The 24,138-nt window shown below is 32.5% G+C and carries 24 protein-coding genes and 1 tRNA gene; 3 read left to right on the top strand and 22 right to left on the bottom strand.

The annotated features are described in order from the left end of the window. Position 1: 1 nt before the first annotated feature. From rplT to nuoE, 18 genes are all read right to left on the bottom strand, one after another. Positions 2–349, bottom strand: a complete 348-nt coding sequence (rplT, locus tag J3U20_RS04090) for a 50S ribosomal protein L20 (RefSeq protein ID WP_105296739.1) — start codon at positions 347–349, stop codon at positions 2–4. Positions 350–471: 122 nt separating this feature from the next. Then, positions 472–669, bottom strand: coding sequence for a 50S ribosomal protein L35 (rpmI, locus tag J3U20_RS04085; protein WP_105296740.1), 198 nt, complete (start codon positions 667–669; stop codon positions 472–474). 513 nt (positions 670–1,182) lie between these two features. Beyond that, positions 1,183–1,701: a translation initiation factor IF-3 gene (gene infC / locus J3U20_RS04080; RefSeq protein WP_255410571.1), complete on the bottom strand. Its 519-nt coding sequence runs from the start codon at positions 1,699–1,701 to the stop codon at positions 1,183–1,185. A gap of 48 nt (positions 1,702–1,749) precedes the next feature. Then, on the bottom strand, positions 1,750–3,672 hold the full coding sequence (gene thrS, locus J3U20_RS04075; RefSeq protein ID WP_160541737.1) for a threonine--tRNA ligase: 1,923 nt from the start codon (positions 3,670–3,672) through the stop codon (positions 1,750–1,752). A gap of 185 nt (positions 3,673–3,857) precedes the next feature. Next, on the bottom strand, positions 3,858–4,340 hold the full coding sequence (ybaK, locus tag J3U20_RS04070) for a Cys-tRNA(Pro) deacylase (RefSeq protein WP_160541736.1): 483 nt from the start codon (positions 4,338–4,340) through the stop codon (positions 3,858–3,860). Positions 4,341–4,387: 47 nt separating this feature from the next. Beyond that, positions 4,388–5,722 carry a dihydroorotase gene (locus J3U20_RS04065; protein ID WP_160541735.1) on the bottom strand — a complete coding sequence of 445 codons (1,335 nt, stop codon included), beginning with the start codon at positions 5,720–5,722 and terminating at the stop codon, positions 4,388–4,390. Between the two features lie 22 nt (positions 5,723–5,744). Beyond that, positions 5,745–6,077, bottom strand: a complete 333-nt coding sequence (locus J3U20_RS04060) for a DMT family transporter (protein ID WP_160541734.1) — start codon at positions 6,075–6,077, stop codon at positions 5,745–5,747. Between the two features lies 1 nt (position 6,078). Further along, positions 6,079–7,104, bottom strand: coding sequence for a Holliday junction branch migration DNA helicase RuvB (gene ruvB / locus J3U20_RS04055; RefSeq protein WP_160541733.1), 1,026 nt, complete (start codon positions 7,102–7,104; stop codon positions 6,079–6,081). A gap of 415 nt (positions 7,105–7,519) precedes the next feature. Beyond that, on the bottom strand, positions 7,520–8,992 hold the full coding sequence (locus tag J3U20_RS04050; protein WP_160541732.1) for a complex I subunit 4 family protein: 1,473 nt from the start codon (positions 8,990–8,992) through the stop codon (positions 7,520–7,522). Between the two features lie 27 nt (positions 8,993–9,019). Then, positions 9,020–10,912: an NADH-quinone oxidoreductase subunit L gene (gene nuoL / locus J3U20_RS04045; protein WP_160541731.1), complete on the bottom strand. Its 1,893-nt coding sequence runs from the start codon at positions 10,910–10,912 to the stop codon at positions 9,020–9,022. 3 nt (positions 10,913–10,915) lie between these two features. Beyond that, positions 10,916–11,239 carry an NADH-quinone oxidoreductase subunit NuoK gene (gene nuoK, locus J3U20_RS04040; RefSeq protein WP_105296749.1) on the bottom strand — a complete coding sequence of 108 codons (324 nt, stop codon included), beginning with the start codon at positions 11,237–11,239 and terminating at the stop codon, positions 10,916–10,918. A gap of 32 nt (positions 11,240–11,271) precedes the next feature. Next, entirely contained in the window at positions 11,272–11,766 is a 495-nt protein-coding gene (locus J3U20_RS04035) for an NADH-quinone oxidoreductase subunit J (protein WP_105296750.1), read from the bottom strand. A gap of 5 nt (positions 11,767–11,771) precedes the next feature. Next, the gene (locus tag J3U20_RS04030) at positions 11,772–12,269 is read right to left on the bottom strand and encodes a NuoI/complex I 23 kDa subunit family protein (RefSeq protein ID WP_105296887.1); all 498 of its coding nucleotides are present in this window, start codon (positions 12,267–12,269) and stop codon (positions 11,772–11,774) included. Positions 12,270–12,348: 79 nt separating this feature from the next. Continuing rightward, positions 12,349–13,398, bottom strand: a complete 1,050-nt coding sequence (gene nuoH / locus J3U20_RS04025; RefSeq protein WP_160541730.1) for an NADH-quinone oxidoreductase subunit NuoH — start codon at positions 13,396–13,398, stop codon at positions 12,349–12,351. A 15-nt stretch (positions 13,399–13,413) separates the two neighbouring features. Continuing rightward, on the bottom strand, positions 13,414–14,406 hold the full coding sequence (locus tag J3U20_RS04020; protein WP_160541729.1) for a 2Fe-2S iron-sulfur cluster-binding protein: 993 nt from the start codon (positions 14,404–14,406) through the stop codon (positions 13,414–13,416). A gap of 24 nt (positions 14,407–14,430) precedes the next feature. Beyond that, entirely contained in the window at positions 14,431–15,234 is an 804-nt protein-coding gene (locus tag J3U20_RS04015) for a hypothetical protein (protein WP_160550006.1), read from the bottom strand. Positions 15,235–15,247: 13 nt separating this feature from the next. Then, the gene (gene nuoF, locus J3U20_RS04010) at positions 15,248–16,579 is read right to left on the bottom strand and encodes an NADH-quinone oxidoreductase subunit NuoF (protein ID WP_160541727.1); all 1,332 of its coding nucleotides are present in this window, start codon (positions 16,577–16,579) and stop codon (positions 15,248–15,250) included. Positions 16,580–16,610: 31 nt separating this feature from the next. Then, on the bottom strand, positions 16,611–17,141 hold the full coding sequence (gene nuoE, locus J3U20_RS04005; protein ID WP_160541726.1) for an NADH-quinone oxidoreductase subunit NuoE: 531 nt from the start codon (positions 17,139–17,141) through the stop codon (positions 16,611–16,613). A gap of 410 nt (positions 17,142–17,551) precedes the next feature. Here nuoE and J3U20_RS04000 point away from each other — a divergent pair. Beyond that, positions 17,552–17,633, top strand: a tRNA-Leu gene (locus J3U20_RS04000). Positions 17,634–17,915: 282 nt separating this feature from the next. Here the strand turns inward: J3U20_RS04000 and J3U20_RS03995 are convergent. The 4 genes from J3U20_RS03995 to J3U20_RS03980 all read right to left on the bottom strand — a co-directional run bounded on the left by J3U20_RS03995 (position 17,916) and on the right by J3U20_RS03980 (position 20,153). Continuing rightward, positions 17,916–18,119 carry a hypothetical protein gene (locus tag J3U20_RS03995; protein ID WP_160541725.1) on the bottom strand — a complete coding sequence of 68 codons (204 nt, stop codon included), beginning with the start codon at positions 18,117–18,119 and terminating at the stop codon, positions 17,916–17,918. A gap of 80 nt (positions 18,120–18,199) precedes the next feature. Continuing rightward, positions 18,200–19,117, bottom strand: coding sequence for a type II CAAX prenyl endopeptidase Rce1 family protein (locus J3U20_RS03990; protein WP_160541724.1), 918 nt, complete (start codon positions 19,115–19,117; stop codon positions 18,200–18,202). 103 nt (positions 19,118–19,220) lie between these two features. Next, positions 19,221–19,352, bottom strand: coding sequence for a hypothetical protein (locus J3U20_RS03985; protein ID WP_255448155.1), 132 nt, complete (start codon positions 19,350–19,352; stop codon positions 19,221–19,223). A gap of 471 nt (positions 19,353–19,823) precedes the next feature. Then, the gene (locus J3U20_RS03980; protein WP_160541723.1) at positions 19,824–20,153 is read right to left on the bottom strand and encodes a DMT family transporter; all 330 of its coding nucleotides are present in this window, start codon (positions 20,151–20,153) and stop codon (positions 19,824–19,826) included. Positions 20,154–20,479: 326 nt separating this feature from the next. On the opposite strand from J3U20_RS03980, the gene thrA reads away from it, so the two are divergent. Beyond that, the gene (gene thrA, locus J3U20_RS03975; protein ID WP_160541722.1) at positions 20,480–22,927 is read left to right on the top strand and encodes a bifunctional aspartate kinase/homoserine dehydrogenase I; all 2,448 of its coding nucleotides are present in this window, start codon (positions 20,480–20,482) and stop codon (positions 22,925–22,927) included. Between the two features lie 262 nt (positions 22,928–23,189). After that, positions 23,190–24,131 (top strand): homoserine kinase, encoded by a 942-nt coding sequence (locus tag J3U20_RS03970; protein ID WP_160541721.1) that lies wholly within the window; start codon positions 23,190–23,192, stop codon positions 24,129–24,131. Positions 24,132–24,138 lie beyond the last annotated feature (7 nt).

Genomic DNA, 24,138 nt, shown 5'->3' with positions numbered 1-24,138 from the left:
TTTATTTTTTTACAGTATCCACAACCGCTTTGAAAGCTTCTGGATGGTTCATAGCTAAATCTGCAAGAACCTTTCTATTTAAATCTATATTTTTTTCTTTTAGTAAACCTATAAATTTAGAATAAGAAAGACCGTATTGTCTGACACCTGCGTTAATTCTCTGTATCCATAAAGCTCTGAAATTTCTTTTCTTTTGCTTTCTACCTACATAGGCATATTGCAAACCTTTTTCAACAGCATTTTTCGCTACTGTCCAAACATTTTTTCTTCTCCCGTAATAGCCTTTAGCTAATTTTAGGACTCTTTTTCTGCGCGCTCTTGACGCTACTGAATTGACTGATCTTGGCATACTTTTTTGTTTTTTTGAAGTGGGTGGAAGTATTTTTTATCTTCTCTTCTTTTACCCAATCCAGGGTTAAACTTTTAAATGATTTTTAAAAAACCGGAATATCTTTCAAAAGATATTCTCTCTTACTTAATTAATAATTGTCTTTTAACGCTTTTTTCGTCTGCGATATCTACTAAAGTAGAATACGTCAGATTACGTTTACGTTTTGTGCTTTTTTTAGTTAAAATGTGACTTTTAAATGCATGTTTTCTTTTAATTTTACCAGATCCGGTAATTGAAAAACGCTTTTTAGCACCTGATTTTGTTTTTAATTTTGGCATTTTCTTATTTATTTACCTCGTTATCAATTGTACAAAATTAGATATTTTTCAAAAAATAAACAAATCATTTAGACTTTAGCAAAATTTTTTGTTTAGACTTTCCTTTTCTATTCTGATATTTTATTTTTAAAATTCCTGGATGATAAATTTATATCATTAAAAAAATACAATATAATGTAATGTATTAATAAAATCAATGAATTTCCTAACCAATGTTTTAATTATAGTAATTTATGAGTAAAATAACCATATCTAAAAAAAATTATGAAAATAAATTACGTATTCTTTGAACATGGAAAAAATAACATCCAAGTTAACTAACTAATAATTGTAATAAATTATACAGCATAATAGGTATCAATTTAAAATTTAAATTGATGGTTTATCTTACTCAATTGATAAGTAATACAAATTTAGTTACTATCAAGATAAGAATAAAAAATAAAGAGCTCTTTTTATGTATACTTACTATAAAAGAATAAATAGCTATTTTTATAGCTATTTATTTTTATCCTATTTTTTGGGAGACATCATCATAATCATTCTTTTCCCTTCGAGCTTTGGCATTTGCTCTACTTTACCCCATTCTTCTAATTCTTGCGCTAATCTTAATAATAAAATTTGTCCTTGGTCTTTAAAAACAATGGAACGCCCTTTAAAGAAAACGTAAGCTTTTAGTTTAGAACCTTCTTCCAAAAATTTTTGAGCATGTTTCTTTTTAAATTCGAAATCATGTTCATCGGTTTGTGGTCCAAAACGAATTTCTTTAACCACTACTTTGGTTTGCTTAGATTTGAGTTCTTTTTGCTTCTTTTTTTGTTCGTACAGGAATTTTTTATAATCAACAACTCTACAAACAGGTGGATTTGCACTTTCTGTGATCATTACCAAATCCAACTCTAAATCTTCGGCAATAGCTAATGCCTCTTTTATAGGATAGATTCCTTGAGTAACATTATCTCCTACTAAACGAACTTCCGGAACATCAATTTTTCCGTTAATTTTGTGTTCTGGCTCTTGCTTCTTTGGGATATACTTCCCTCTTGAATTATTTCTGTTAAGTGCTATGGTATTTAAATTTTATTGATTATTTGTTGCTTTTTTCATCATCGTTACTACTTCTTCTAAAGAAAAAGTACCTAAATCTCCTTCTCCACGTTTACGAATCGACACAGTGTCGGAGGAAGCTTCCTTCTCTCCTACTACAAACATGTAAGGAATTTTATTGATCTCTGCATCTCGTATCTTTTTACCTGTCTTTTCGTTACGATCGTCTATTCGTCCGCAAATATCCGAATTTTCCATTAAATCCAAAACTTTTTTTGCATAATCTACATACTTTTCACTAATAGGAAGTATAATAAACGGTTCAGGACTTAACCATAAAGGTAAATCTCCGGCAGTGTGCTCTAACAGAATGGCTACAAAGCGTTCCAAAGAACCGAAAGGCGCTCTGTGTATCATTACAGGACGATGTTTTTCATTATCTGCTCCTATGTAATAAAGATCAAACCTTTCCGGTAAATTATAGTCTACTTGAATAGTACCTAATTGCCAGTTTCTACCTAAGGCATCTTTAACCATAAAATCGAGCTTTGGTCCGTAAAAAGCTGCTTCGCCATATTCAACAACTGTCGGCAATCCTTTCTTTTCGGCTGCTTGTTTAATCGCATTTTCAGCTTTTTCCCAATTTTCATCACTTCCAATATATTTTTCTTTATTTTCTTTATCTCGCAATGAAACTTGGGCTGTAAATTCGTTAAATCCTAAGGATTTAAATGTATATAATACGAGATCTATTACATTTTCAAATTCCCCGATCAATTGATCCGGAGTACAAAAGATATGGGCGTCATCCTGAGTGAATCCTCTAACTCGAGTAAGTCCATGCAACTCTCCACTTTGCTCATATCTATAAACGGTTCCAAATTCTGCGAATCGTTTCGGTAAATCTTTATACGACCAAGGGGAAGATCGATAAATTTCACAGTGGTGTGGACAATTCATCGGTTTTAATAAAAATTCTTCACCCGCATTAGGTGTTTTTATAGGTTGGAAGCTATCTGCTCCGTATTTTTCATAATGTCCGCTAGTAACATATAAATCTTTATGCCCGATATGAGGGGTTGCTACAATTTCATATCCTGCTTTTCGCTGTGCCGCTCCTAAAAAGTCAATAAGTTTTTGTCTTAGTTTTGCACCTTTTGGTAACCATAAAGGTAATCCTGCTCCTACTTTTTCGGAAAAAGTAAATAATTGAAGCTCTTTTCCTAATTTTCTATGATCACGCTTTTTTGCTTCTTCTATTCTTTCTAAGTATTCAGTTAATTCTTTTTGTTTTGGAAAAGAAATTCCATAGACACGAACCAACTGTTTATTTTTTTCGTCGCCTCTCCAATAAGCTCCTGCTGCATTTAATACTTTTACGGCTTTAATTATTCCGGTAGAAGGAATATGTCCACCTCTACATAAATCGGTAAAATTATCGTGTGTTACAAATGTGATCAATCCATCTTCTAAATTTTCAATTAATTCAGTTTTAAACGGATTATCTTTATAGGCTTCTAATGCATCATTTTTAGAAACTGAACGGATAGAGAACGTTGAGTCTTTTTTGGCATTTTCCAACATTTTTTTTTCAATTTTTTCAAAATCTTTTTCTGAAAAAACTTCATCTCCAAAATCAACATCGTAATAAAATCCGTTTTCAATGGCTGGACCAATAGTTAATTTGGCATTTGGATAATACTCCATTATCGCCTGTGCCAATAAGTGGGCAGAAGAATGCCAAAACGCTTTCTTTCCTAAATCATCATTCCATGTTAATAATTGTACCGTTGCATCCTCCGTAATAGGATCGGTAATTTCAACTTGTTTACCATTTACTATTGCAGAAATTGTATTTCTAGCCAAACCTTCAGATATGGATTTGGCAATGTCCAACGGTGTTACGGAATTTTCAAATTCTTTCACACTTCCATCAGGAAGAGTAATTTTTATCATTCTTCTAAAATTTTTAGGATACAAATTTACGAAAGTTTTATAAATGAAATTATTGCGTTTTTTAAATATATCGAAAATAATTTTTTATTTATTCTTAGATTGCAATTATCTCTTTGCGAAATTGTTATCTTAATATTAAAACCTTATTTGTTTTTATGAACACAGAAAATATTTATTGATTTTATTCAACTGTTTTTAAAAATTTTTGCTTGAAGGAGCTTAATTAAATCTTGTGGATTTAATTGAATTTGTAATCCTCTTTGTCCGGCACTAATGTAAATGGAATCAAAATTCAAGCAGGATTCTTCTATATAGGTTGGAAATAATTTTTTCATGCCTATAGGTGAGCATGCTCCTCTGATATAGCCCGTTAATCCTATTAGATTTTTCATCGGAATTAAGTCGCATTTTTTATTACCGGATAATAATGCCATAAGCTTTAAATTAATTTCTTCATTTCCGGGAATTACACAAACAAAATAACCGTTTTTATCCCCTTCTAATACCAAGGTTTTAAAAACCTGATTTATATTTTCCCCTAAAGTCTCTGCTACATGTATGGCGCTTAAATCATTTTCATCTACTTCATAGGGAATAAGATCATATGTAATTTTGTGTAAATCCAGTAATCTCGCCGCATTCGTTTTATGTATTTTCTGCTTACTCATGCAAATATTTCCCAGACTTTAATTCTTGACTTAATTTTTTATACAATTTATCTTTCAAATTCTAATGCCATTCCTCTTACTTCTTTTACTTCCCCTTCACTGTAAGCTAATTTTCCGTTCAAAAAAGTTTTTTCAACGGATGAACTAAAAGTTATATTTTCTAACGGTGACCATCGACATTTGTAAAGAATGTTCTCTTGTGATACTGTATATGGCTTTTCAGGATTAATCAAAACTAAATCTGCATAATATCCTTTACGTATATAGCCTCTTTTTTTAATATGATACAGTTGAGCCGGGGCATGACACATTTTAGTAATAACTTTTTCTTTGGTAATTTTCCCTTGTTTAACCAATTCTAACATCATCACTAAAGAATGTTGTACTAAAGGACCTCCTGAGGCAGCTTGCAAGCATCCGCCTTCTTTTTCACTTAATAAGTGCGGAGCGTGATCAGTTGCAACAACGTCTAACCGATCTTCTACAACTGCTTTAAGTATAGAATCTCGGTCTTTTTTTGTTTTTACTGCTGGATTCCATTTTATTTTGGATCCTAATTTTTCATAATCTTCATCAGTAAACCACAAATGGTGTACACAAGCTTCTCCGGTAACTTTCTTTTCTTCTAATGGTTTATTTTCAAATAAACTCAATTCTTTTTCTGTGGATATATGTAAAACATGAAGACGTGTCCCATATTTATGGGCTAATTCTATTGCCTCAAATGAGGATTGATAGCAAGCTTCTACGCTTCTAATTAAAGGATGACAAGGAATCGGTATATATTCGCCATAAATAGCTTTATATTTTTCGATATTTTTCCTTATAATTTCTTCTTTTTCGCAATGAACCGCAATCAGCATATCAACCTCAGAAAAAATAGTCTCCAGGGCTTTTTTATTGTCAACCAGCATATTCCCTGTGGATGAACCCATAAAAATTTTTATTCCGCAAACCTTCTTGGGATTAACTTTCATTAGTTCTTCTCTATTATCATTGGTCGCTCCCAGGTAAAAAGAATAGTTCGCATACGATTTTTGTGAAGCAAGGGCAAACTTATTTTCCAAGGCTTCAATTGTTGTGGTCTGTGGATTGGTATTAGGCATTTCCATATATGAAGTTACTCCACCGGCTAGAGCAGCACGGCTTTCACTATGAATATCTCCTTTATGGGTTAATCCCGGTTCTCTGAAATGTACTTGGTCATCGATAACTCCGGGAATCAGCCATAAACCTTCTGCATTTATTTTCGTTGATTGAGCGCTAATTTCCGCAGGAACTTCGCCTCTGTATATTTCGGAAATGATATCTTTTTCCAGTAAAACTGATCCTATAAACGATTGTCCTTCATTTATAATTGTAGCGTTTTCAATAAGTATCATTTGTTTTTTTATTTATTTGTAGTTAATGTCCTGCTGTTTTGGAAAATAGGTTTATAATAAGTACACCTATGATGATAAATACGATTCCAATAATAGCCGGAATATCTAATTTTTGTTTGTATAAAAAGTAGCCTGAAAGACTTATTAATACAATTCCTATTCCTGACCAAATAGCATAGGCTATCCCGATTGGTATGACTCTAATGGCTTTAGTCAGGCTATATAAAGCTGCAAAAAAGAGAGCAAAAAAAAGGGCTGTTGGCTTCCATTTAGTAAATTCTTTAGTCATCGGAAGTAAAGAGGTACCCGCAGTCTCTAAGCATATAGCTATGAATAAATAGATATAGGATTTCATATTAAAATAGTTCTGATTGATTGCCCAGCATTTTTATTTTGCCTAAATGTTTATAGGCTTTTTCTGTTGCTTCTCTACCTCTGGGTGTACGCATAAGATAGCCTTCTTGAATTAAAAAAGGTTCATATACTTCTTCTAAAGTTCCCGGATTTTCTCCTACTGCTGTTGCTATAGTTGTTAATCCTACCGGTCCTCCTTTAAATTTATCAATAATGGTACTTAAAATCTTGTTATCCATTTCATCTAGACCGTGTTTGTCTACTTTTAACGCTTCTAAACCAATTTCAGAAATGGTAAGATCTATCTTTCCATTACCTTTAATTTGCGCAAAATCTCTGATTCTTCGTAGCAACGCATTGGCAATACGCGGAGTTCCTCTGCTACGGGAAGCTATTTCTATAGCAGCCTGCGTATCTATCGGCATATTCATTATGCGCGAACTTCTTTCCACAATACTGCTTAATAATTCTGTGTGATAGTATTCGAATCTAAAGTTAATTCCAAAACGTGCCCTAAGCGGAGCTGTTAACAATCCTGAGCGGGTTGTTGCTCCAATTAAGGTAAAAGGATTTAAATTGATTTGAACTGATCGAGCATTTGGCCCGCTTTCAATCATTATGTCTATTTTATAATCTTCCATGGCTGAATACAAGTATTCTTCAACTATGGGAGAAAGTCTATGGATTTCATCAATAAACAGTACATCATTTTCTTCCAATCCTGTCAATAAACCTGCCAGATCACCGGGCTTATCTAATACAGGCCCTGAAGTGATTTTTATTCCAACATTTAATTCATTTGCAATGATATTAGCTAAAGTAGTTTTACCTAGCCCCGGAGGTCCGTGTAGTAATACATGATCCAAAGATTCGCGTCTTAATTTGGCAGCCTTTACAAAAATCTCCAGATTATCCATAATATGAGATTGACCTACAAATTCGTAAAAACTTTTAGGACGTACCTGCTCTTCTTGAGCGATATCTTCTTTTGAATATTTATTCTTATCCGGATCTAATAAATCTGACATTTTGTAAATTTAAAACTTCTGGAGAAATATAAAAAGTAAACAACTTTAAAATTATTATTTACAATTTTTGAATTGTTTTCTTCCTTTTCTTAAAGATGGTAGTTTCTTAATCTCTAATTTTAGATTAGAAATTGGAAATAAAAAAACATTTTAAGCTTTTATCAGCTAAATAATTTTATAAATAATAAAAAGAAGATAAATTTCAACAACAATTGATATGAATAATAAATGATTTATTTCTTGGAATAGTCTTTTTCCAAATTTTCACATTTACCACTCATTTACCTAGTAAAATTGTCAATTGAAATGAGTTGATACCATATCAGTATCTGCCTAATTTCAAAATGTTTAAATTTTTTAATCTAACCCGAAAATTACAACTATTAGAAAAATTGTTACTTATTGATCAAGTAACTTATTTAACTAAAAGAGATACTATGTGTTGAGCCGTTTCTGAAGATAATGATAATAGGGGTTGAGGATAAATTCCACAAACTATAATTAAAGCCGCTATTACGATCAATCCTAATTTAGTTTGTAAATTAATATCTTTCTGACCTTCTAAAAATTCTTGATTTCCTTTACCAAACATTGACATTCCGTACATTTTGGTAATATAAACGGCACATAAGATTAAGGTTAATCCGGCTATAATTGCTCCCCAAATGCTTAATGTAAAAATACTTTTCAATAAAAGGAATTCACCTATAAATGCATTGGTTAACGGAACAGCCATAGTCCCAACAGAGATTATCATAAATAAAACAGCTAAAAATGGAGCTTTAGATGCTAATCCTCCCATTTTACTTAAATCTCTGGTACCGAATTTTTTAATTAATACATCCGCTACATAAAATAAACCGACTACATTAACTCCGTGTGCCAACATTTGAATTGAGGCTCCTTCAATACCGGTACTATCAATACCGCAATGCATGGATACGATTGCACTTGCAAATATACCGGCAGCAATAAGTCCCACGTGTGCCATTGAAGAGAAAGCAATAAGTCTCTTAATATCTTTTTGAACGATAGCGATTAAAGATGCATATACAATTCCAATAATTGATAAAATTAAAGCTATGGAACCGGAAGTTCCTCCTACCGCTTCAGGTGAAAGAGGTAATAAATATCTTATGATTCCAAATACTCCCATTTTAAGCATGATACCGGATAATAGCATGGAGCCTTGGGTAGGAGCCATTGTATAGGTATCTGCTTGCCAAGTGTGGAAAGGAAATATGGGTAATTTGATTGCAAATGCTAAGAAAAACATCCAAAAAATGAATGTTTGAGCTTGTGCAGGAATTTTAACTGCATATAAGGCATTTAAGTCAAATGATCCCGCTTGCAAATAAACATAAATTAGTGCAACCAGCATAAATAAAGATCCAAAAAAAGTATAAATAAAAAATTTATAGTTTATTTTCAATCTGTTTTCACCTGTTCCAAAAATTCCACATATAAACCAAATAGGAATTAAAGTTACTTCCCAAAATATATAAAACATTAAACCATCTAAGGAAGAGAAAATACCCACTAATCCAAATTGCATTAATAAAATTAATGCATAAAAGCCGGAAGGGCGTTCATCGTTCCATGATGAATAGAGTATAATTGGCGTTAATACATTGGTTAATAGAAGCATTAGGACAGTTAATCCGTCAACTCCGAAATGTAACGTAGATTTAATCGGTGAAAAATACAACTCTTTTCCAAATTCAAACTGAATTCCTGAATCTGCTTTGAAGTTACACCATATAATAGCGGTTAATACCAATTCGGATATTGCAATTATAAATGCTATATATTTTGAAATATTCCCTTTTAAGGCAAATAATAAGCCTGATCCTATGATTGGTAAAAGTAGTACTGCTAAAGTTAACATTATATCTTTTTACTTTTTGTATTTTAATTAATGACTTAAAAATTCTGCAACTAATAATAATATGAATATTCCCAAGGACATTGCAAATACATAAAATTCTACATTTCCGTTTTGTATTAGTCTAAGGACACTTCCGCATCCCTTAACTGTTTTTGCTGTTCCTTCTACTATTCCGTTTACTATATATTTATCAACTATATTTTTCAGAAATTTTCCTAAGTTTAAAACCGGATTTACAATGACTTCATTATAAAATTCATTGATATAAGCAGCATGTGCTGAAAATTTTTCCCATCCGGTCATATTTTCTACAATAGTTGCCTGTACTTTTCGGGTAACATATTTGTTGTAGGTAACAAGGGCTACCATAGCTATTACAGCTAAAGTTATTCCTAGTAACATCATTTCAGTACCTAAAGAAGGTTCTTGATGTATAGGTAAACCTACATAAATAGGATGCAACCAATGTGACAATTTTTGAGAAATTCCTTCTCCTAAATAATGAGGTAAGTTTATTCCTCCGCCAACAACGGTTAATAAAGCTAAAACCAATAAAGGAATGGTCATTATAGCCGGACTTTCATGCAAATGTTTCTTTTGCTCCTCAGTACCTTTGAAATCTCCAAAGAATGTAAGGAATAGTAAGCGAAACATATATATACAGGTTAAAGCAGCTGAGAATAAGGTAAGTCCCCAAATAATTTTGTTTTTAGTCCAAAGTGCTACTAAAATTTCGTCTTTAGAGAACATCCCTGCTAAAGGTGGTATTCCGCAAATAGCTAATGTTCCAATTAGGAATGTCCAATAAGTTACCGGGATTTTTTTTCTTAATCCTCCCATATATCTCATATCTTGTTCTCCACTCATCGCATGAATAACACTACCCGCACCTAAAAATAATAAAGCTTTAAAGAATGCGTGAGTGATTACATGGAATAAAGCAGTAGTGTAAGCTTCTGCTCCTAAAGCGGTAAACATAAGTCCCAGTTGTGAAACTGTTGAATAAGCCAACACTTTCTTTATATCGTTCTGTCTTAATCCGATGAATGCTGCGAGTATAGAAGTAGCTAAACCAATATACATAATAAAGTCTAGAGTAATCGGCACTAAACTATAAATGGCATTGGATCTGATAATCATATAAATACCTGCTGTTACCATGGTAGCGGCGTGAATTAATGCAGAAACCGGTGTAGGCCCTGCCATTGCATCAGGTAACCATGTATAAAGTGGTATTTGAGCAGATTTACCCATAGCTCCTATGAATAGAAATACAGTAGCTGTAATTAATATAGGATCATTTAACTTAAATAAATGGGCTTTGGCTGCTATGTCGGAGTATTCTACACTTCCAAAGTAATAAAATAACATGAATATTCCTATTAAGAGCCCTAAGTCTCCTATTCTATTCATTACAAATGCTTTTCTGGCAGCATATCCATATTCTTTATTGGTATACCAGAAGCCAATAAGTAAATAGGAACAAAATCCTACTCCTTCCCATCCTATAAATAGTATTAAGAAATTACTTCCCATTACTAACAACAGCATGGAAAATATAAAGAGATTTAAATAAGAAAAGAATTTATAAAAGCCTTTATCTTCATGCATATATCCAATGGAATACAGATGAATTAAAGATCCGATTCCTGTAACAATCATCATCATCACTAAGGATAACTGATCTATTTGAAAGGAAAAGTTAACTTTTAAAGTGTCAACTTCAAACCAATTAAACAGGGATGCTTTAACGGGTTCTGTAAACGTGCAAAATAAATATACGGATAGAAAAAAAGGTATCCAAACAGCAAGATTTGCAATTGTTCCTACTGCCGTTTTAGGCATTTTACTTCCAAAAATTCCACAAATAATAAATCCAATAAGTGGTAAAATTGGTATTAAACATATTATATTCTCCATTTCTTATCCTTTTAATCTATTAAATAAGCTAACATCTACAGATCGTGTATTTCTATACATCATGGTTATGATGGCTAATCCTACTGCAACTTCGGCTGCTGCCACAACCATAATAAAAAATACTAATATTTGACCGTCTGCATCTCCTTTGTAGGCAGAAAATGCTGCCAACAATAGATTCACTGAATTCAACATCAGCTCCACACATCCTAAAATTATGATTGCATTTCTTCTTACTAATACTCCTGTTACTCCTATACAAAATAGTAATGCGGATAAGTATATAAAATAATCTACCGGTATACTTTGTAATAAACTGTTAACCATTTCTTTTTTGTTTCAAGAAAATAAATATTTTTTTATAAATCTCTTTTTCCTATCATAACTGCACCCACTAATGCACCTAAAAATAGAATCCCAGCTAATTCGAAGGGTAATACGTATTGACTAAATAATAAGTGTCCTAAATTTTTAGTTAATCCAATTTGACTGTCGGGATTCGTAGGAAAATCTATTTGTTGATATCCTCTTAATGCTCCAATAAATCCAATGAATACTAATCCTCCGCATATGGTTGCCAAAATTCGAAAAGCACTTCCTTTTAAAGGCTCATCTTTTTCTTTCAAATTTAACATCATGAGCACATAGAGGAATAAAACCATAATGGCTCCGGAGTAAACTATAATTTGAACTACACTTAAAAATTGAGCATTTAACATTATATATAAACCTGATATGGAAAAAAAGGTTATGATCAATGAAATGATGCTGTACATAGGGTTTTTACTGAATACAACAAATAATGCGCTCACAATTGCACTAGCAGATATTAAATAAAACAAAATTGCTTCCATATTCTTTATTTTTCTACCGTATATTTTTTTATTTGCCTTTGTGAAACGTCTATTCTATTGTCCATGCTTTCTACAAGCTTATCTTTCTTGTATATAAATTCTTTGCGTAAATGTTCCGGCATTACTAAACGGTCAGTAAGAAATATGGCTTCTTTAGGACATGCTTCTTCACACATTCCGCAAAATATGCATCGTAACATATTTATTTCATAGTTTTCTGCATATTTTTCCTCTCTATATAAGTGTTCCTCTCCTCGCTTTCTTTCAGCGGCAACCATTGTAATGGCTTCAGCCGGACAGGCTAATGCACATAATCCACAAGCTGTACAACGCTCTCTTCCTTCATCGTCTCTTTTGAGTACATGTCTGCCTCTGTATACAGGACTAAACTCTCTTTTCTTTTCTGGATATGAAGTGGTAACCGGTTTTTTGAAAAAATGACTAAAAGTGATTTTCATACCTCCTAATACTGCAGGAAGATATATCTTTTCTTTTAAGGTCATTTCTTTATTTGAAATTATCTTAGATTTATTGGTAAGCCTCTGCATAAATTTAATTTCTTTCTTTACTTTTTTCTTTATTTTAGCCAAATACTACAATAGTAGCAGTTATTAATAAATTGAGAATGGACAAAGGTATCATGACTCTCCAACCTAAACGCATTAATTGGTCGTATCTGAATCTAGGTAATGTCCACCTTACCCACATAAAACAGAATATACAAAAGACTATTTTTATTAAAAATGCTACTATACTAATAATTCCTATTGCATTTTCTCCAAGTGTTCCATTTTTGGCCAATTCATTCATAAACGGAAAGCTGTAACCTCCAAAAAATAGAGTGCTTATTAAAGCTGAACTAATAAACATGTTTATATATTCAGCAAAAAGGAATGTACCGAATTTCATGGATCCGTATTCTGTATGATAACCTCCGATCAACTCGGATTCACACTCTGCCAAATCAAAAGGGGCTCTGTTTAGTTCTGCAAACGAACAGGTAACGAACAATACGAATGCTAAGGGTTGATAAAATACATTCCAAGCCATACCATTTAAAAATGATAATCCGTATAAGTTGGAAGCTTGTTGCTCTACCATGGCTCTTAAATCCAATGTTCCTGTCATCATAATGATGGATAGAAGGGATAATCCCATAGCCAACTCGTAAGAGATCATTTGTGAAGAAGCTCTTATAGCCCCTAACAATGAATACTTATTATTGGAAGCCCAACCTCCCAGCATGATTCCGTATACTCCGATGGATACGATACCCATTATATACAGAACTCCTACATCAATGTTTGCTACTTGAACTAAATGAGATTCTCCTGCTATAAATAAAGATTTTCCCCAAGGAATCACTGCTCCTGTGCTTAATGCTATTAGCATTAAAATTCCCGGTGATATGATAAACAACCATTTTTCTGCATTTTTTGGAACAAAATCTTCTTTGAAAAAAAGTTTTCCTCCGTCGCATAAAGGTTGCATTAAACCAAATATTCCTGCTCTATTGGGTCCTATTCTATCTTGTAAAAAGGCTGCTACTTTTCGCTCCATTAAGGTTTCATAAGCTGCAGCTCCTAAACACAACGCAAATAAAATAACTACCAATACTACTGTAAACCACATATTATATTATATATATTATTCTAATGTTTTAGCTTTAAATTTTTTGATTTTATAATGCGGATCATTTTTAGGTAATGGTAATTCGTAATGATTTACCGAAATTACAGAATGATCGCTGATATGGGCAGGACCTTCTATATTCCAATAATTCAGGTCTTTTCTTTCAAATCGACAATCATTGCATATAAATTCTTCTACTTCATTGTATGCATCTTTTCGCGCTGTTACCCGTATAATGGTATCTCCTTTCATCCATAATACTGCTTTACCGCTACATTTTTCACAAGTACAAGTTGCATTTACCGGTTCAGTAAACCAAACTCTACTTTTAAATCGAGCGGTTCTATCTGTTAAAGCTCCCACCGGACAAACATCGATCATGTTTCCTGAAAAATCATTTTCAATAGCTTTGCTTATGTATGTACTTATTTCCGCATGATCCCCTCTGAATAGTATCCCTTGATTTCTTTGGTCGGTAAGTTGATTGGCAACTAATACACATCTTGCACAAAGAATACATCGGTTCATGTTTAATTTTATGTACGGTCCTAAATCATCGGATTGAAAAGTTCTTCTTGGGAATTCAGAACGGGTTTTGTCCAACCCATGCTCATAAGCCAAATCCTGAAGTTTACATTCTCCCGCCTGGTCGCATATAGGACAATCTAAAGGATGGTTAATTAATAAAAATTCTGTAACTCCTTGTACGGCTTGTATTACTCTTTCAGAAGTAATAACTTTAACTTCCATACCATCCATTACATTGGTACGACAAGCCGGTACTAACTTAGGCATAGGACGTGGATCTTTTTCTGATCCTTTAGTCACTTCCACCAAACAAGTGCGGCAACGTCCCCCACTTCCTTCCAATTTACTATAATAGCACATAGTAGGCGGAACAGAGGCTCCTCCTATTTGTCGTGCTGCTTCTACAATTGGAATCCCTGGATTTACTTCTACAGTAATTCCATCTATTGTTACTTTTATTTTATTTGGTTCTTCGTTCATTAGATTTTAATATATCTTGGTGCATTAAAAATGCCAACTGAATCCGAATGTGTAATTCCATTGGAGATACAAAATATTTTGAGAAGCTTTATCTGAACTGCTGGATGTTGTTCTAATATCCGGCATGGATATAACTCCTTCTTTTAATTCCGTTCTAAGGAAAAAAAGATCCCAGAACAGCAATTCTGCTCCTACTTTTGCATCTAACCCCCATCCTGCTAAATGAAATTTATCATGTCTTTCATTATTCATTATAGTTGCATTGGTTTTTGGGATTAGCAATCCTAAACCTCCTCCTGCTATACTATTAAATTTAAAAAAGCCGGAACTTATGAAATTATGATAATATTCTATTTCTGCATTCAAGTAATTTAGACCGTCAGTATGTTCTAAATGTAAAAAATCATCAGTTAAATAAATGTATTCTCCGTCAACGATTGCATCCTCATATCCGGGAGTGTTAATTGTTCCTGTTGATTTAACCCATTGCCCCGGTCTAACTACATATTTCATATGATCCATACCTAAAGAAACCGCCCAATTATCTTTGAAGAAATAACCGATTCTATAATTTACTTGAGGGATCGTTACTCTGGTTGGGTCTAAAAAATCGTGAAAGTTCCAGCCAATCGGCTTATCGTCGCCTTTTACTCCATGTAGGGTAAAATTATAATCATTACCTGTGAAATGGACGGATGACCTTCCATAATAGGCTCGGTTCCAACCCCAGTAGGCGTATACTTCACCTTTTCTGTGGGCTTTTCTTTTGTTTTTTTCTTGTTCTTGGGCATCTACTGCACCAATTGTAAATATTGCTAATAAAAACAATAAATTACTTTTGTTAAATAGTTGCATATTCAGCTATACCATAATTTTTTGTTAAACATTCTGGATTATTTATATGCCATTGGAACTCATCTCTAAAATGTCTAATAGCTGCTGCAACCGGCCAGGACGCTGCATCTCCTAAAGGACATATCGTATTACCGTCTATCTTACTTTGTATATTCCATAGCAAATCGATATCGTCGTATGTTCCCCGTCCTTCTTCTATTTTTTTTAGTATTTTGTACATCCACCCGGTCCCTTCGCGACAAGGTGTACATTGTCCACAACTTTCATGATTATAAAAACGCGCCAGAGTCATCGTATGTCTTACTATACACTGGTCTTCATCTAACACTATAAATCCACCTGAACCTAAGGCTGTTCCAGTAACAAACCCTCCATCTGCCATACTTTCGTAATTCATCAAACGGGTTTCGCCGTTAGCTGTCTTTAGTAATAATTTAGCGGGTAAAATAGGAACTGATGATCCACCCGGAATACAGGCTTTCAATTTTTTACCTTTAGGTATTCCTCCGCAATATTCTTCGCTGAAAATAAATTCTTCTATACTTAAATTGAAGTCAACTTCGTATACTCCCGGTTTATTCAGGTTTCCACAAGCGGAAATTAATTTAGTTCCCGTTGATCTTCCTACTCCCATTTTAGCATATTCTGCTCCGGTTATGGAAATAATAGCCGGTACAGTTGCAATGGTTTCTACGTTATTAACTACGGTAGGGCATTGATATAACCCCTTAACGGCCGGAAAAGGCGGTTTCAATCTAGGATTACCTCGTTTTCCTTCTAAAGATTCCAACAATGCGGTTTCTTCTCCGCATACATAAGCTCCTGCACCGCGTTGAACATAAATTTCCAGATCATATCCTGTATTCTTTATATTCTTACCTAAAAAGCCATTGGCTTTTGCTTCTTGTATTGCGTGTTCTAAGATCTCGGGAATCCAAGAATATTCTCCTCGTATATATATATAGGAAACGTTGGCTCCTAAACAAAAAGATGAAATAAGTATACCTTCTATTAATTGATGAGGTATATATTCCATTAAATATCGGTCTTTAAAAGTCCCCGGCTCTGATTCATCAGCATTTACCACTAAATAGCGCGGCACTCCTTCCGGCTTAGCCAAAAAGCTCCATTTCAACCCCGTAGGAAATCCGGCACCTCCACGCCCTCTAAGTCCACTGGTCTTAACTTCTTCCAAAATTTCATCAGGAGTCATTTTAAGGGCTTTTTCCGCTGCAGTGTAGCCTCCATGCTTTCTAAAAACTTCAAAAGTTTTTATTCCTTCTACATCAATATTTTTAAGCAATAATTTTTTACTCATTATATTATAATATATGCTTCTAACTTATTGTTTAATCAATTGCAATATTTCCCGCCCTGCAAAGGTCAATGATTTCATCTACTTTTTCTTTTGTCAGATGTTCATGATAAAATTTACCAATTTGCATCATAGGGGCATACCCGCAAGCGCCTAAGCATTCTGCCGGTTTTAGAGTAAACATACCATCTGCGGTTGTTTCTCCTTCTTTTATCTGCAATTTTTCTTTAATATGTTCTATGATTTGATCGCTTCCATTTAACATGCATGGACCGGTTCTACACACTTCCAACACATATCTTCCGACAGGCTGCATATTAAACATTGTATAAAAAGTAGCTACTTCATATACTTCTATTGGTGAAATATTTAATAAAGAAGCCACATAATCCATAACAGGGACATCTAGCCATCCTCCAAATTCTTTTTGAGCCAAATGCAACACAGGAATTAAAGCAGATTTTTGCTTACCTTCCGGATATCTTGCAATTATTTCATGTACTTTATTTAAGGATTCGCTGCTAAAAACTATCTCTTTATCAGGGCTTACACCGTTTTTAGTCATTTTTATTTTAATGTTAGGTTGCAAATATACAATAATGAATTTTACTTGAAAAGTTTAAGTAACTGTTTTTAATCTATATTTAACAATCTGGAATCATTATAAATAACACAAAATAACTGTTTTATAGAGATTAAACTGTTTATAAGAACCTTTGCTCACCTTATTTCGTGTTAAATTTATTTTTTATATACTCCTTTTTTCCTATAAGATTTGTTTTATAACGCATTATCTTACTCTATTGAAATTTATTCACATACATTATTAGTATGTTTAAATGAATAGTCCTTACTAAAATAATATGATTTTTAAATTATATTGAATCAATGTATTAATTAAAATCTCAAAAAATAATTAAAATATTATTTTCCGTTTTATAAAATAAATGTATATTTGCAGTCCAAAACCAGTAAGCGGATGTGGTGGAACTGGTAGACACGCTAGACTTAGGATCTAGTGCCGTGAGGCGTGGGGGTTCGATTCCCTTCATCCGTACAAAAATAAGAAGCAATTAACTGAATAAAGGTTAGTTGCTTTTTTATTTTATAGAATTTGCAAGATTATTGCACGATTATATAACACTAAGAATGATTTCTAATACCATCTTTGTAAACATATTCAATATATTTTAACGTCTCTTTATAAGAATATTCGCTTATGGATGTAAAAAGATCATATTTGAAAAATTACCTGTTTAGAGGCTGTTTATTTATTTCCTAAATAATTGTAAATTGTTCGTTCATGTTCAATTAAACATGATTTTTAAATAGCTTCAACCTATTTTAGTATGATTTGATTCTTTTCATTTGAAAATATACCTAAACTAACTCCGACAGATATTTTAATAGGAGTACAACTTGTAATCATTCTTGACAGGTATTTTAATAATGTATAAATACTGTTTTGAGAAAATTTATTTATAAACTGTTCCTCAACAATGATCTTATAAAGCTCTAGGGATGCTAAAAAGATAGCTTCCATAATTTTTTTTATTCAACAATTTACAGGATTTTCATTTATTTTTTTTAAAAAAATTTAAAAGGGATGTTCTTATTATAAATTTATGAAATAAAATGTAATGGTTCATTTGTTTTTTTACTTAAATTATAATCAATTAAAAATACTGTTAATACTGAAAAAAACATTAATAATCCAACAGGGCCAAATAAATCATTATAATCAATCTGTATAAAAGCTAACGTTTGTTCAATAGCATTAATTCCTCCGTGTAAAGCGCCAATGACAAATAGGCTTTGTGTTCTTTTTAAGGCAAAAGAAAAGTAGAATGACATAGCAATACATAATACAACCATCATAAGAATCCCCCAATAAGGGTGGTTAGGATAATTATGTCCAGATATTATTATGGGTGTGTGCCATACTCCCCAAATGATCCCGATTATTATATTTTTTTTAAAAAAAGAAAAATTTAAATTTTTCTCTAAAAAGCCTCTCCAACCAATTTCCTCCCCCAAAGCAATGAAACCATTTATAGATATCGAGGACATTAAACTTGCGATGAACATTAGTGGAACCAATAGGAATAATAAAGAGTCGATTTTTAATATAGATGGTATTTTTTGTAAAATTTCTGGATTTAGTTGTCGATAACTTGTAATTAGTTTTCCAAAGGGTTCAATTTCTAATACATTCCCAAATAAATACCCATAAAACATCACTAAAACTGGAAGTAACAAATTGGTTATCAGCAGATATTTAAAAGTTTGTTTCCAGTTAATATTTTTAAAATTTAATTGAAATTTTTCTGATGTTACCAAAAATTTCCTATTTTCTACTTTAAATGCTACTAAAGCAGGAATAATCATTAATAATAATGTGAATAGTAACTGAATGGGATTAACAGTATTTTGTGACTTCGGAATATTCCAGATAATCACCCCTATTATACCTGATATAAGATAACATATACTTATAAATGCAAGAATTTTCTTCACATTTAATAGGTTTTTAATTTTCATATAAATATACTAATTTTCCTAATTTATAATACTTCTCTGATATGTCATATTGGCTAATTTCATTTTCATTCTCTGGTTTTCTCTTAATGAAAATATCTATTTTTTACTTTAACAAATCTTTACTTATTTCAATATCATCATTATTATCTAGATTGAATATTTCAATAATATGGTTTTCTAATTTACCTAAATCATCTTTCTCTTTTTTTACTCCTGCAAGTTTATCATAAGGCAAATCATGTTGTTTACCATCACTTTTAAACCAAAATTTTCTATGTGAAATATAACCTGTATTAATAAAATAGGTCTATTTCGTTCTTATGAATTAAATGAAGTGTAATTGCTCCTGTTTCTATTTTAGATTTGCTTCGATAGAGAAATTAACTATTAGCCAAGGTTTTATGATTTAAAATTGCGCTTATACAAAAGCAAGAATATACATAATATTTGCGCGATTATATTGTATTTAGTTAGATTATTTTACACCTATTTAGATTTATACATTTTATTAATAATAATCAAATATATAATTAATTATAGGGTTCAACTCCCTTCATATGCATCAAAATAAATAGCAATTAACTAATTGAAAGTTAATTTCTTTTATTGTTTTATAAAATTTAGTAGATTAAATCGTTTTTAATTATGTATAAAAATTTTAAATAAATTCTTTTGTAAATTATAATAAACAATTAATCAATTGCTTTTAGTGATTAGATACAAATTTAAGGCCTACTATGGAGCTAACCAGAGTAATTATAAAAAATATTCTCCAAAAGGTTGCCGGTTCTTTAAAAACAAATATTCCTAACAATACTGTGCCCACTGCTCCTACACCGGTCCATACTGCATAAGCTGTACCTAACGGAAGGGTTTGAGAAGCCTTAATCAACAATAACATGCTCGAAATCATACAAATTAAAAAACTGATATACCAATAGTATACGGCATTTCCTTGAGAATTTTTTGCTTGCCCTAAACTAAAGGTAAATCCGACTTCAAACAAACCGCCGATAATTAACAAGATCCAATTCATATTTTTCTCTAATAAGCTTTTATTTTCCACACAAAAATAAATAAAAACTTATTTTTTATTTAATATGGTTTATATCTTTATATATAATGTATTTATATATAATTAACAATCTTGAGCTGTAATACTTCTGTTAAATCATAATTAATTTTTTATCAAACATTACATAAAAATAACTGATCTTAAATTATGCATATATTTAATTCAAAGTTTTAACAACTTATCTGAATATACTTTTATTCTATAAAAAATATTTAAATGCATTTTCAAGTAATATTTTTTAATCCTATAAAATTTCACTAAAATTGTAACCAATTGATAGTAATCGTATGAAAATAGTAAAATTTGGAGGATCATCTGTCGGTTCCGGTCAAAGTATACAAAATGTACTTAATATTCTGCAGAACAAATATGCTTCAGGTGAAAAATTTATAGTTGTATCATCTGCCATGAGCGGAGTTACCAATATTTTAACGGAACTAGCACAAATTGCCTCTGAGGGAAAGGATTTTAAAAAAGGTCTTATTGAAATTGAACAAAGACATTTTACGGTTATTAAAGAAATGATTACGGTTAAAAATCAAAATCCTGCATTTACTCAGATTAAGATTTTTATAAACGAGATCGAAGATCTTTTGCAAGGAGTCTATAGCTTGAGGGAACTCAGTCTTCAAAGCAAAGATCTTATTTTAAGTTATGGGGAAAAATGCTCCACTTTTTTATTGAGTCAAATAGCCAAACAATATTTTTCAGAAAGTATTTATGTAGATGCTTCAATCCTTATAAAAACAGACAGCAATTTTGGAAATGCCCGAGTACATACTCCCGTTACAGAACATTTATTGCAAGAGTTTTACAAAGAGCATTCACATCAAATCATGTTTTTTACAGGTTTTATAGCCTCCAATGAAAACAATCGAATTACGACATTAGGAAGAGGAGGCAGTGATTATACGGCGGCCATAATAGCTGCCGCCTTAGATGCAGAAGAAATTGAGCTTTGGTCTGATGTAGACGGTATGTTAACCGCAGATCCTCGTGTCGTAAAAAAGGCTTTTTCATTATCTGAACTTTCCTATACGGAAGCAATGGAATTATCTTATTTTGGAGCGAAAGTTATCTATCCTCCAGCCATGATTCCGGCTTTTCGAAAAAAAATACCTATTGTATTGAAAAACACCTTTAATCCTTCTTTTAAAGGAACAAGGATTGAAGAACATACTCATAAAAATGCATACCCGATTCGGGGTATTTCTTCCATAGATGAAATCAGCCTGATCAATATTACGGGAAGCGGAATGATTGGTAAGATTGGTTTCAGCGGCAAACTTTTCTCTTTATTAGCACGCGAACATATTAATGTAATCCTTATTACCCAATCGTCTTCCGAACACAGCATTACATTTGCCATTGAGCCCAAGGATGTTCATAAAGCAAAACAGCTTTTCAACAGTGAATTTGAGTTGGAACTGGAAACCAATAAATTAAATCCGCCAATCATTGAAGAAAATTTATGTGTATTAGCCATAGTTGGTGAAAATATGAAACAAACCCCGGGTATATCGGGCAAGCTTTTCCAGGCTTTAGGACGTAATGGAATCAACATACATGCTATTGCACAAGGATCATCCGAATACAATATTTCGGTAATAATAAAACGGAAAAATATATCTAAAGCTCTGAATGCTGTTCATGATGCGTTTTTCACTCAACTAACCAAAACACTTCATGTATTTAGTGTAGGTACAGGAAATATCGGGGCAACCTTGTTGCGACAAATCGATGCTCAAAGTGATTTTTTACGTGAAAACAATGGTATTGAAGTAAAGATAAACGGAATAGCTAATTCCAGAAAAATGATTATTGACGAAGAAGGCATTGATCTTACACAATGGCAGGAAAGAATAAATAAGGGAGAAACCTCTAATTTGGATGAATTCATCCAAAAAATAAAGTTGTTAAATCTTTCCAACTGTATTTTTGTGGATAATACTGCAAGTCCTATAACCGGAACGTATTACAAAGAACTTTTCGAATCTAATGTTTCGGTAGTTACCTGTAATAAAATAGCTAATTCCTCTTCATATAAAGATTATAAAGATTTAAAAGATACTGCCAGAAGAAGAGGCGTCGATTTCTTTTATGAAACGAATGTAGGAGCCGGATTGCCTATCATACGGACTTTAAAGGATTTAATGACCAGCGGGGACAGGATCATCAAAATTGAGGCTATTTTGAGCGGTACTATTTCTTATATATTCAACAATTTTAGAGGCAAAACTTCCTTTTATGAGGTTGTTAAAAAAGCCCATGAATTAGGCTATACGGAGCCGGATCCTCGAGAAGATTTGAGCGGAAAAGATTTTATGCGTAAAATGATGATTCTCGCGCGTGATGCCGGATATCAAATTGAAGAAAAAGATGTTGAGTTAGGAGCTATCCTTCCTGAAAGCTGTTTCAAAGCTCCCTCGATTGATGACTTTTATGAAGAATTAAAAAAATCTGATTCTTATTTTAACGAGCTGAAAGAAAAGGCTGAAAATGAAAATAAAGTCTTACGATATATAGGAAAGTTGGAAGATGGAAAGGCTTCCGTAAATTTGGAATTCGTGGATGCTTCTCATCCTTTTTACAATTTAACGGGAAGTGATAATATTATCTCATTTACAACGGAACGATATAAATTTAATCCATTGGTAATAAAAGGACCGGGAGCAGGTGCTGAAGTTACCGCAGCGGGGGTTTTTGCTGATCTTATTAATGTTGGAGCTAATTAATATTTTATAAAATCTAAATATCTATTTGATTTTAGGTTGAAAACTATCTTTTTAATTTAGGTATAGGCTTTATTATAAAATAAGACATATAAATTTATTTAAAAATAGTACAACTTAATCGCATCGAAATATTTAAGAAAAGTATTAATTCTTGTAGAATTATAAACCTGATACACCTATTGTTTAAAAAAGTTAGTCTTTTGAAATCAAATATAATTAGCTTACATTTGTCTCACTAAAAATTGAACGTTTTCAAATTTCGATGAAAGAAAAAGATAGTGTGCATGTATTTGCTCCGGCGACTTCAGCTAATTTTATTTGTGGATATGATATTTTAGGATTAGCGTTGAATGAGCCGGGAGATGAAGTTTTTTTAAAACGCGTGGATGAACCCGGAATAAGAATTACTAAGATAACCGGAGATCAAGGGCTTTTACCTACCCATCCGGATAAGAATACGGTGAGTGCATGTGTTAAAATGATTCTCGATTTTTTGGGTAAAAAAAATTACGGAATTGAAATTGAACTTCATAAAAAAATGCCTATCGGTAGCGGTCTGGGCTCTAGTGCTGCAAGTACAATAGCGGGTCTGTATGCTATTAACCAGCTTTTAGGAGAACCATTATCTAAAAAAGAACTGTTGCCTTTTGCCTTAAAAGGTGAAGAACTGGCTTGCGGGCATGGCCATGCCGATAATGTTGCCCCTTCATTAATGGGCGGGATAACTTTAATTAGAAGCTATCAACCATTGGAAGTAATTAACCTTCCCGTGCCTACGGAACTTTGTTGTTCCATTATTTTTCCTCATGTAGAGGTTCAGACTCGCGCAGCCAGACAAATTTTAAAGAATAAAGTTGAACTAAAAGACGCCGTTTCTCAATGGGGAAATATTGCCGGATTGATAACAGGCTTATTTACAGAGGATTACAACTTACTATCCAAAAGTTTACAAGACCAATTAATTGAACCTACTCGTTCCATTCTTATACCCGAATTTGAAGCCATGAGAAGAATTGCTATGGAATGCGGGGCCTTAGGTTTCGGTATTTCAGGTTCCGGACCTTCAGTAGTTGCTTTTACCAAAGGAATTGAAACAGCAAAAACAATTACTGCAAAACTTAAAGAACATCTTAAAAATCACGAAATAGAAAGCAATGGTTATTCCTCACCTATAAATTGTAAAGGAGCAACTGTACTTTCATAATTCAGCC

It is taken from the genome of Apibacter sp. B3919 (assembly GCF_026537405.1).
GTDB lineage: Bacteria > Bacteroidota > Bacteroidia > Flavobacteriales > Weeksellaceae > Apibacter.
This window is presented reverse-complemented; position numbering and strand designations above follow the sequence as displayed.

Coding starts and splice junctions, on each gene's coding strand:
- ruvB (WP_160541733.1), bottom strand. CDS start 7,104: ATGTCAGATTTATTAGATCCGGATAAGAATAAATATTCAAAAGAAGAT.
- J3U20_RS04050 (WP_160541732.1), bottom strand. CDS start 8,992: ATGTTAACTTTAGCAGTACTACTTTTACCAATCATAGGATCAGGCTTA.
- ybaK (WP_160541736.1), bottom strand. CDS start 4,340: ATGAGTAAGCAGAAAATACATAAAACGAATGCGGCGAGATTACTGGAT.
- nuoL (WP_160541731.1), bottom strand. CDS start 10,912: ATGGAGAATATAATATGTTTAATACCAATTTTACCACTTATTGGATTT.
- J3U20_RS03990 (WP_160541724.1), bottom strand. CDS start 19,117: ATGAAAATTAAAAACCTATTAAATGTGAAGAAAATTCTTGCATTTATA.
- nuoF (WP_160541727.1), bottom strand. CDS start 16,579: ATGAGTAAAAAATTATTGCTTAAAAATATTGATGTAGAAGGAATAAAA.
- rpmI (WP_105296740.1), bottom strand. CDS start 669: ATGCCAAAATTAAAAACAAAATCAGGTGCTAAAAAGCGTTTTTCAATT.
- J3U20_RS03970 (WP_160541721.1), top strand. CDS start 23,190: ATGAAAGAAAAAGATAGTGTGCATGTATTTGCTCCGGCGACTTCAGCT.
- J3U20_RS04030 (WP_105296887.1), bottom strand. CDS start 12,269: ATGACCTTAAAAGAAAAGATATATCTTCCTGCAGTATTAGGAGGTATG.
- nuoH (WP_160541730.1), bottom strand. CDS start 13,398: ATGTGGTTTACAGTAGTATTGGTAGTTATTTTATTTGCGTTGTGTTTA.
- nuoK (WP_105296749.1), bottom strand. CDS start 11,239: ATGGTTAACAGTTTATTACAAAGTATACCGGTAGATTATTTTATATAC.
- thrA (WP_160541722.1), top strand. CDS start 20,480: ATGAAAATAGTAAAATTTGGAGGATCATCTGTCGGTTCCGGTCAAAGT.
- rplT (WP_105296739.1), bottom strand. CDS start 349: ATGCCAAGATCAGTCAATTCAGTAGCGTCAAGAGCGCGCAGAAAAAGA.
- J3U20_RS04035 (WP_105296750.1), bottom strand. CDS start 11,766: ATGGAAGCAATTTTGTTTTATTTAATATCTGCTAGTGCAATTGTGAGC.
- J3U20_RS03995 (WP_160541725.1), bottom strand. CDS start 18,119: ATGGAAGCTATCTTTTTAGCATCCCTAGAGCTTTATAAGATCATTGTT.
- J3U20_RS04060 (WP_160541734.1), bottom strand. CDS start 6,077: ATGAAATCCTATATCTATTTATTCATAGCTATATGCTTAGAGACTGCG.
- J3U20_RS04020 (WP_160541729.1), bottom strand. CDS start 14,406: ATGAACGAAGAACCAAATAAAATAAAAGTAACAATAGATGGAATTACT.
- thrS (WP_160541737.1), bottom strand. CDS start 3,672: ATGATAAAAATTACTCTTCCTGATGGAAGTGTGAAAGAATTTGAAAAT.
- J3U20_RS03980 (WP_160541723.1), bottom strand. CDS start 20,153: ATGAATTGGATCTTGTTAATTATCGGCGGTTTGTTTGAAGTCGGATTT.
- J3U20_RS04065 (WP_160541735.1), bottom strand. CDS start 5,722: ATGATACTTATTGAAAACGCTACAATTATAAATGAAGGACAATCGTTT.
- nuoE (WP_160541726.1), bottom strand. CDS start 17,141: ATGACTAAAAACGGTGTAAGCCCTGATAAAGAGATAGTTTTTAGCAGC.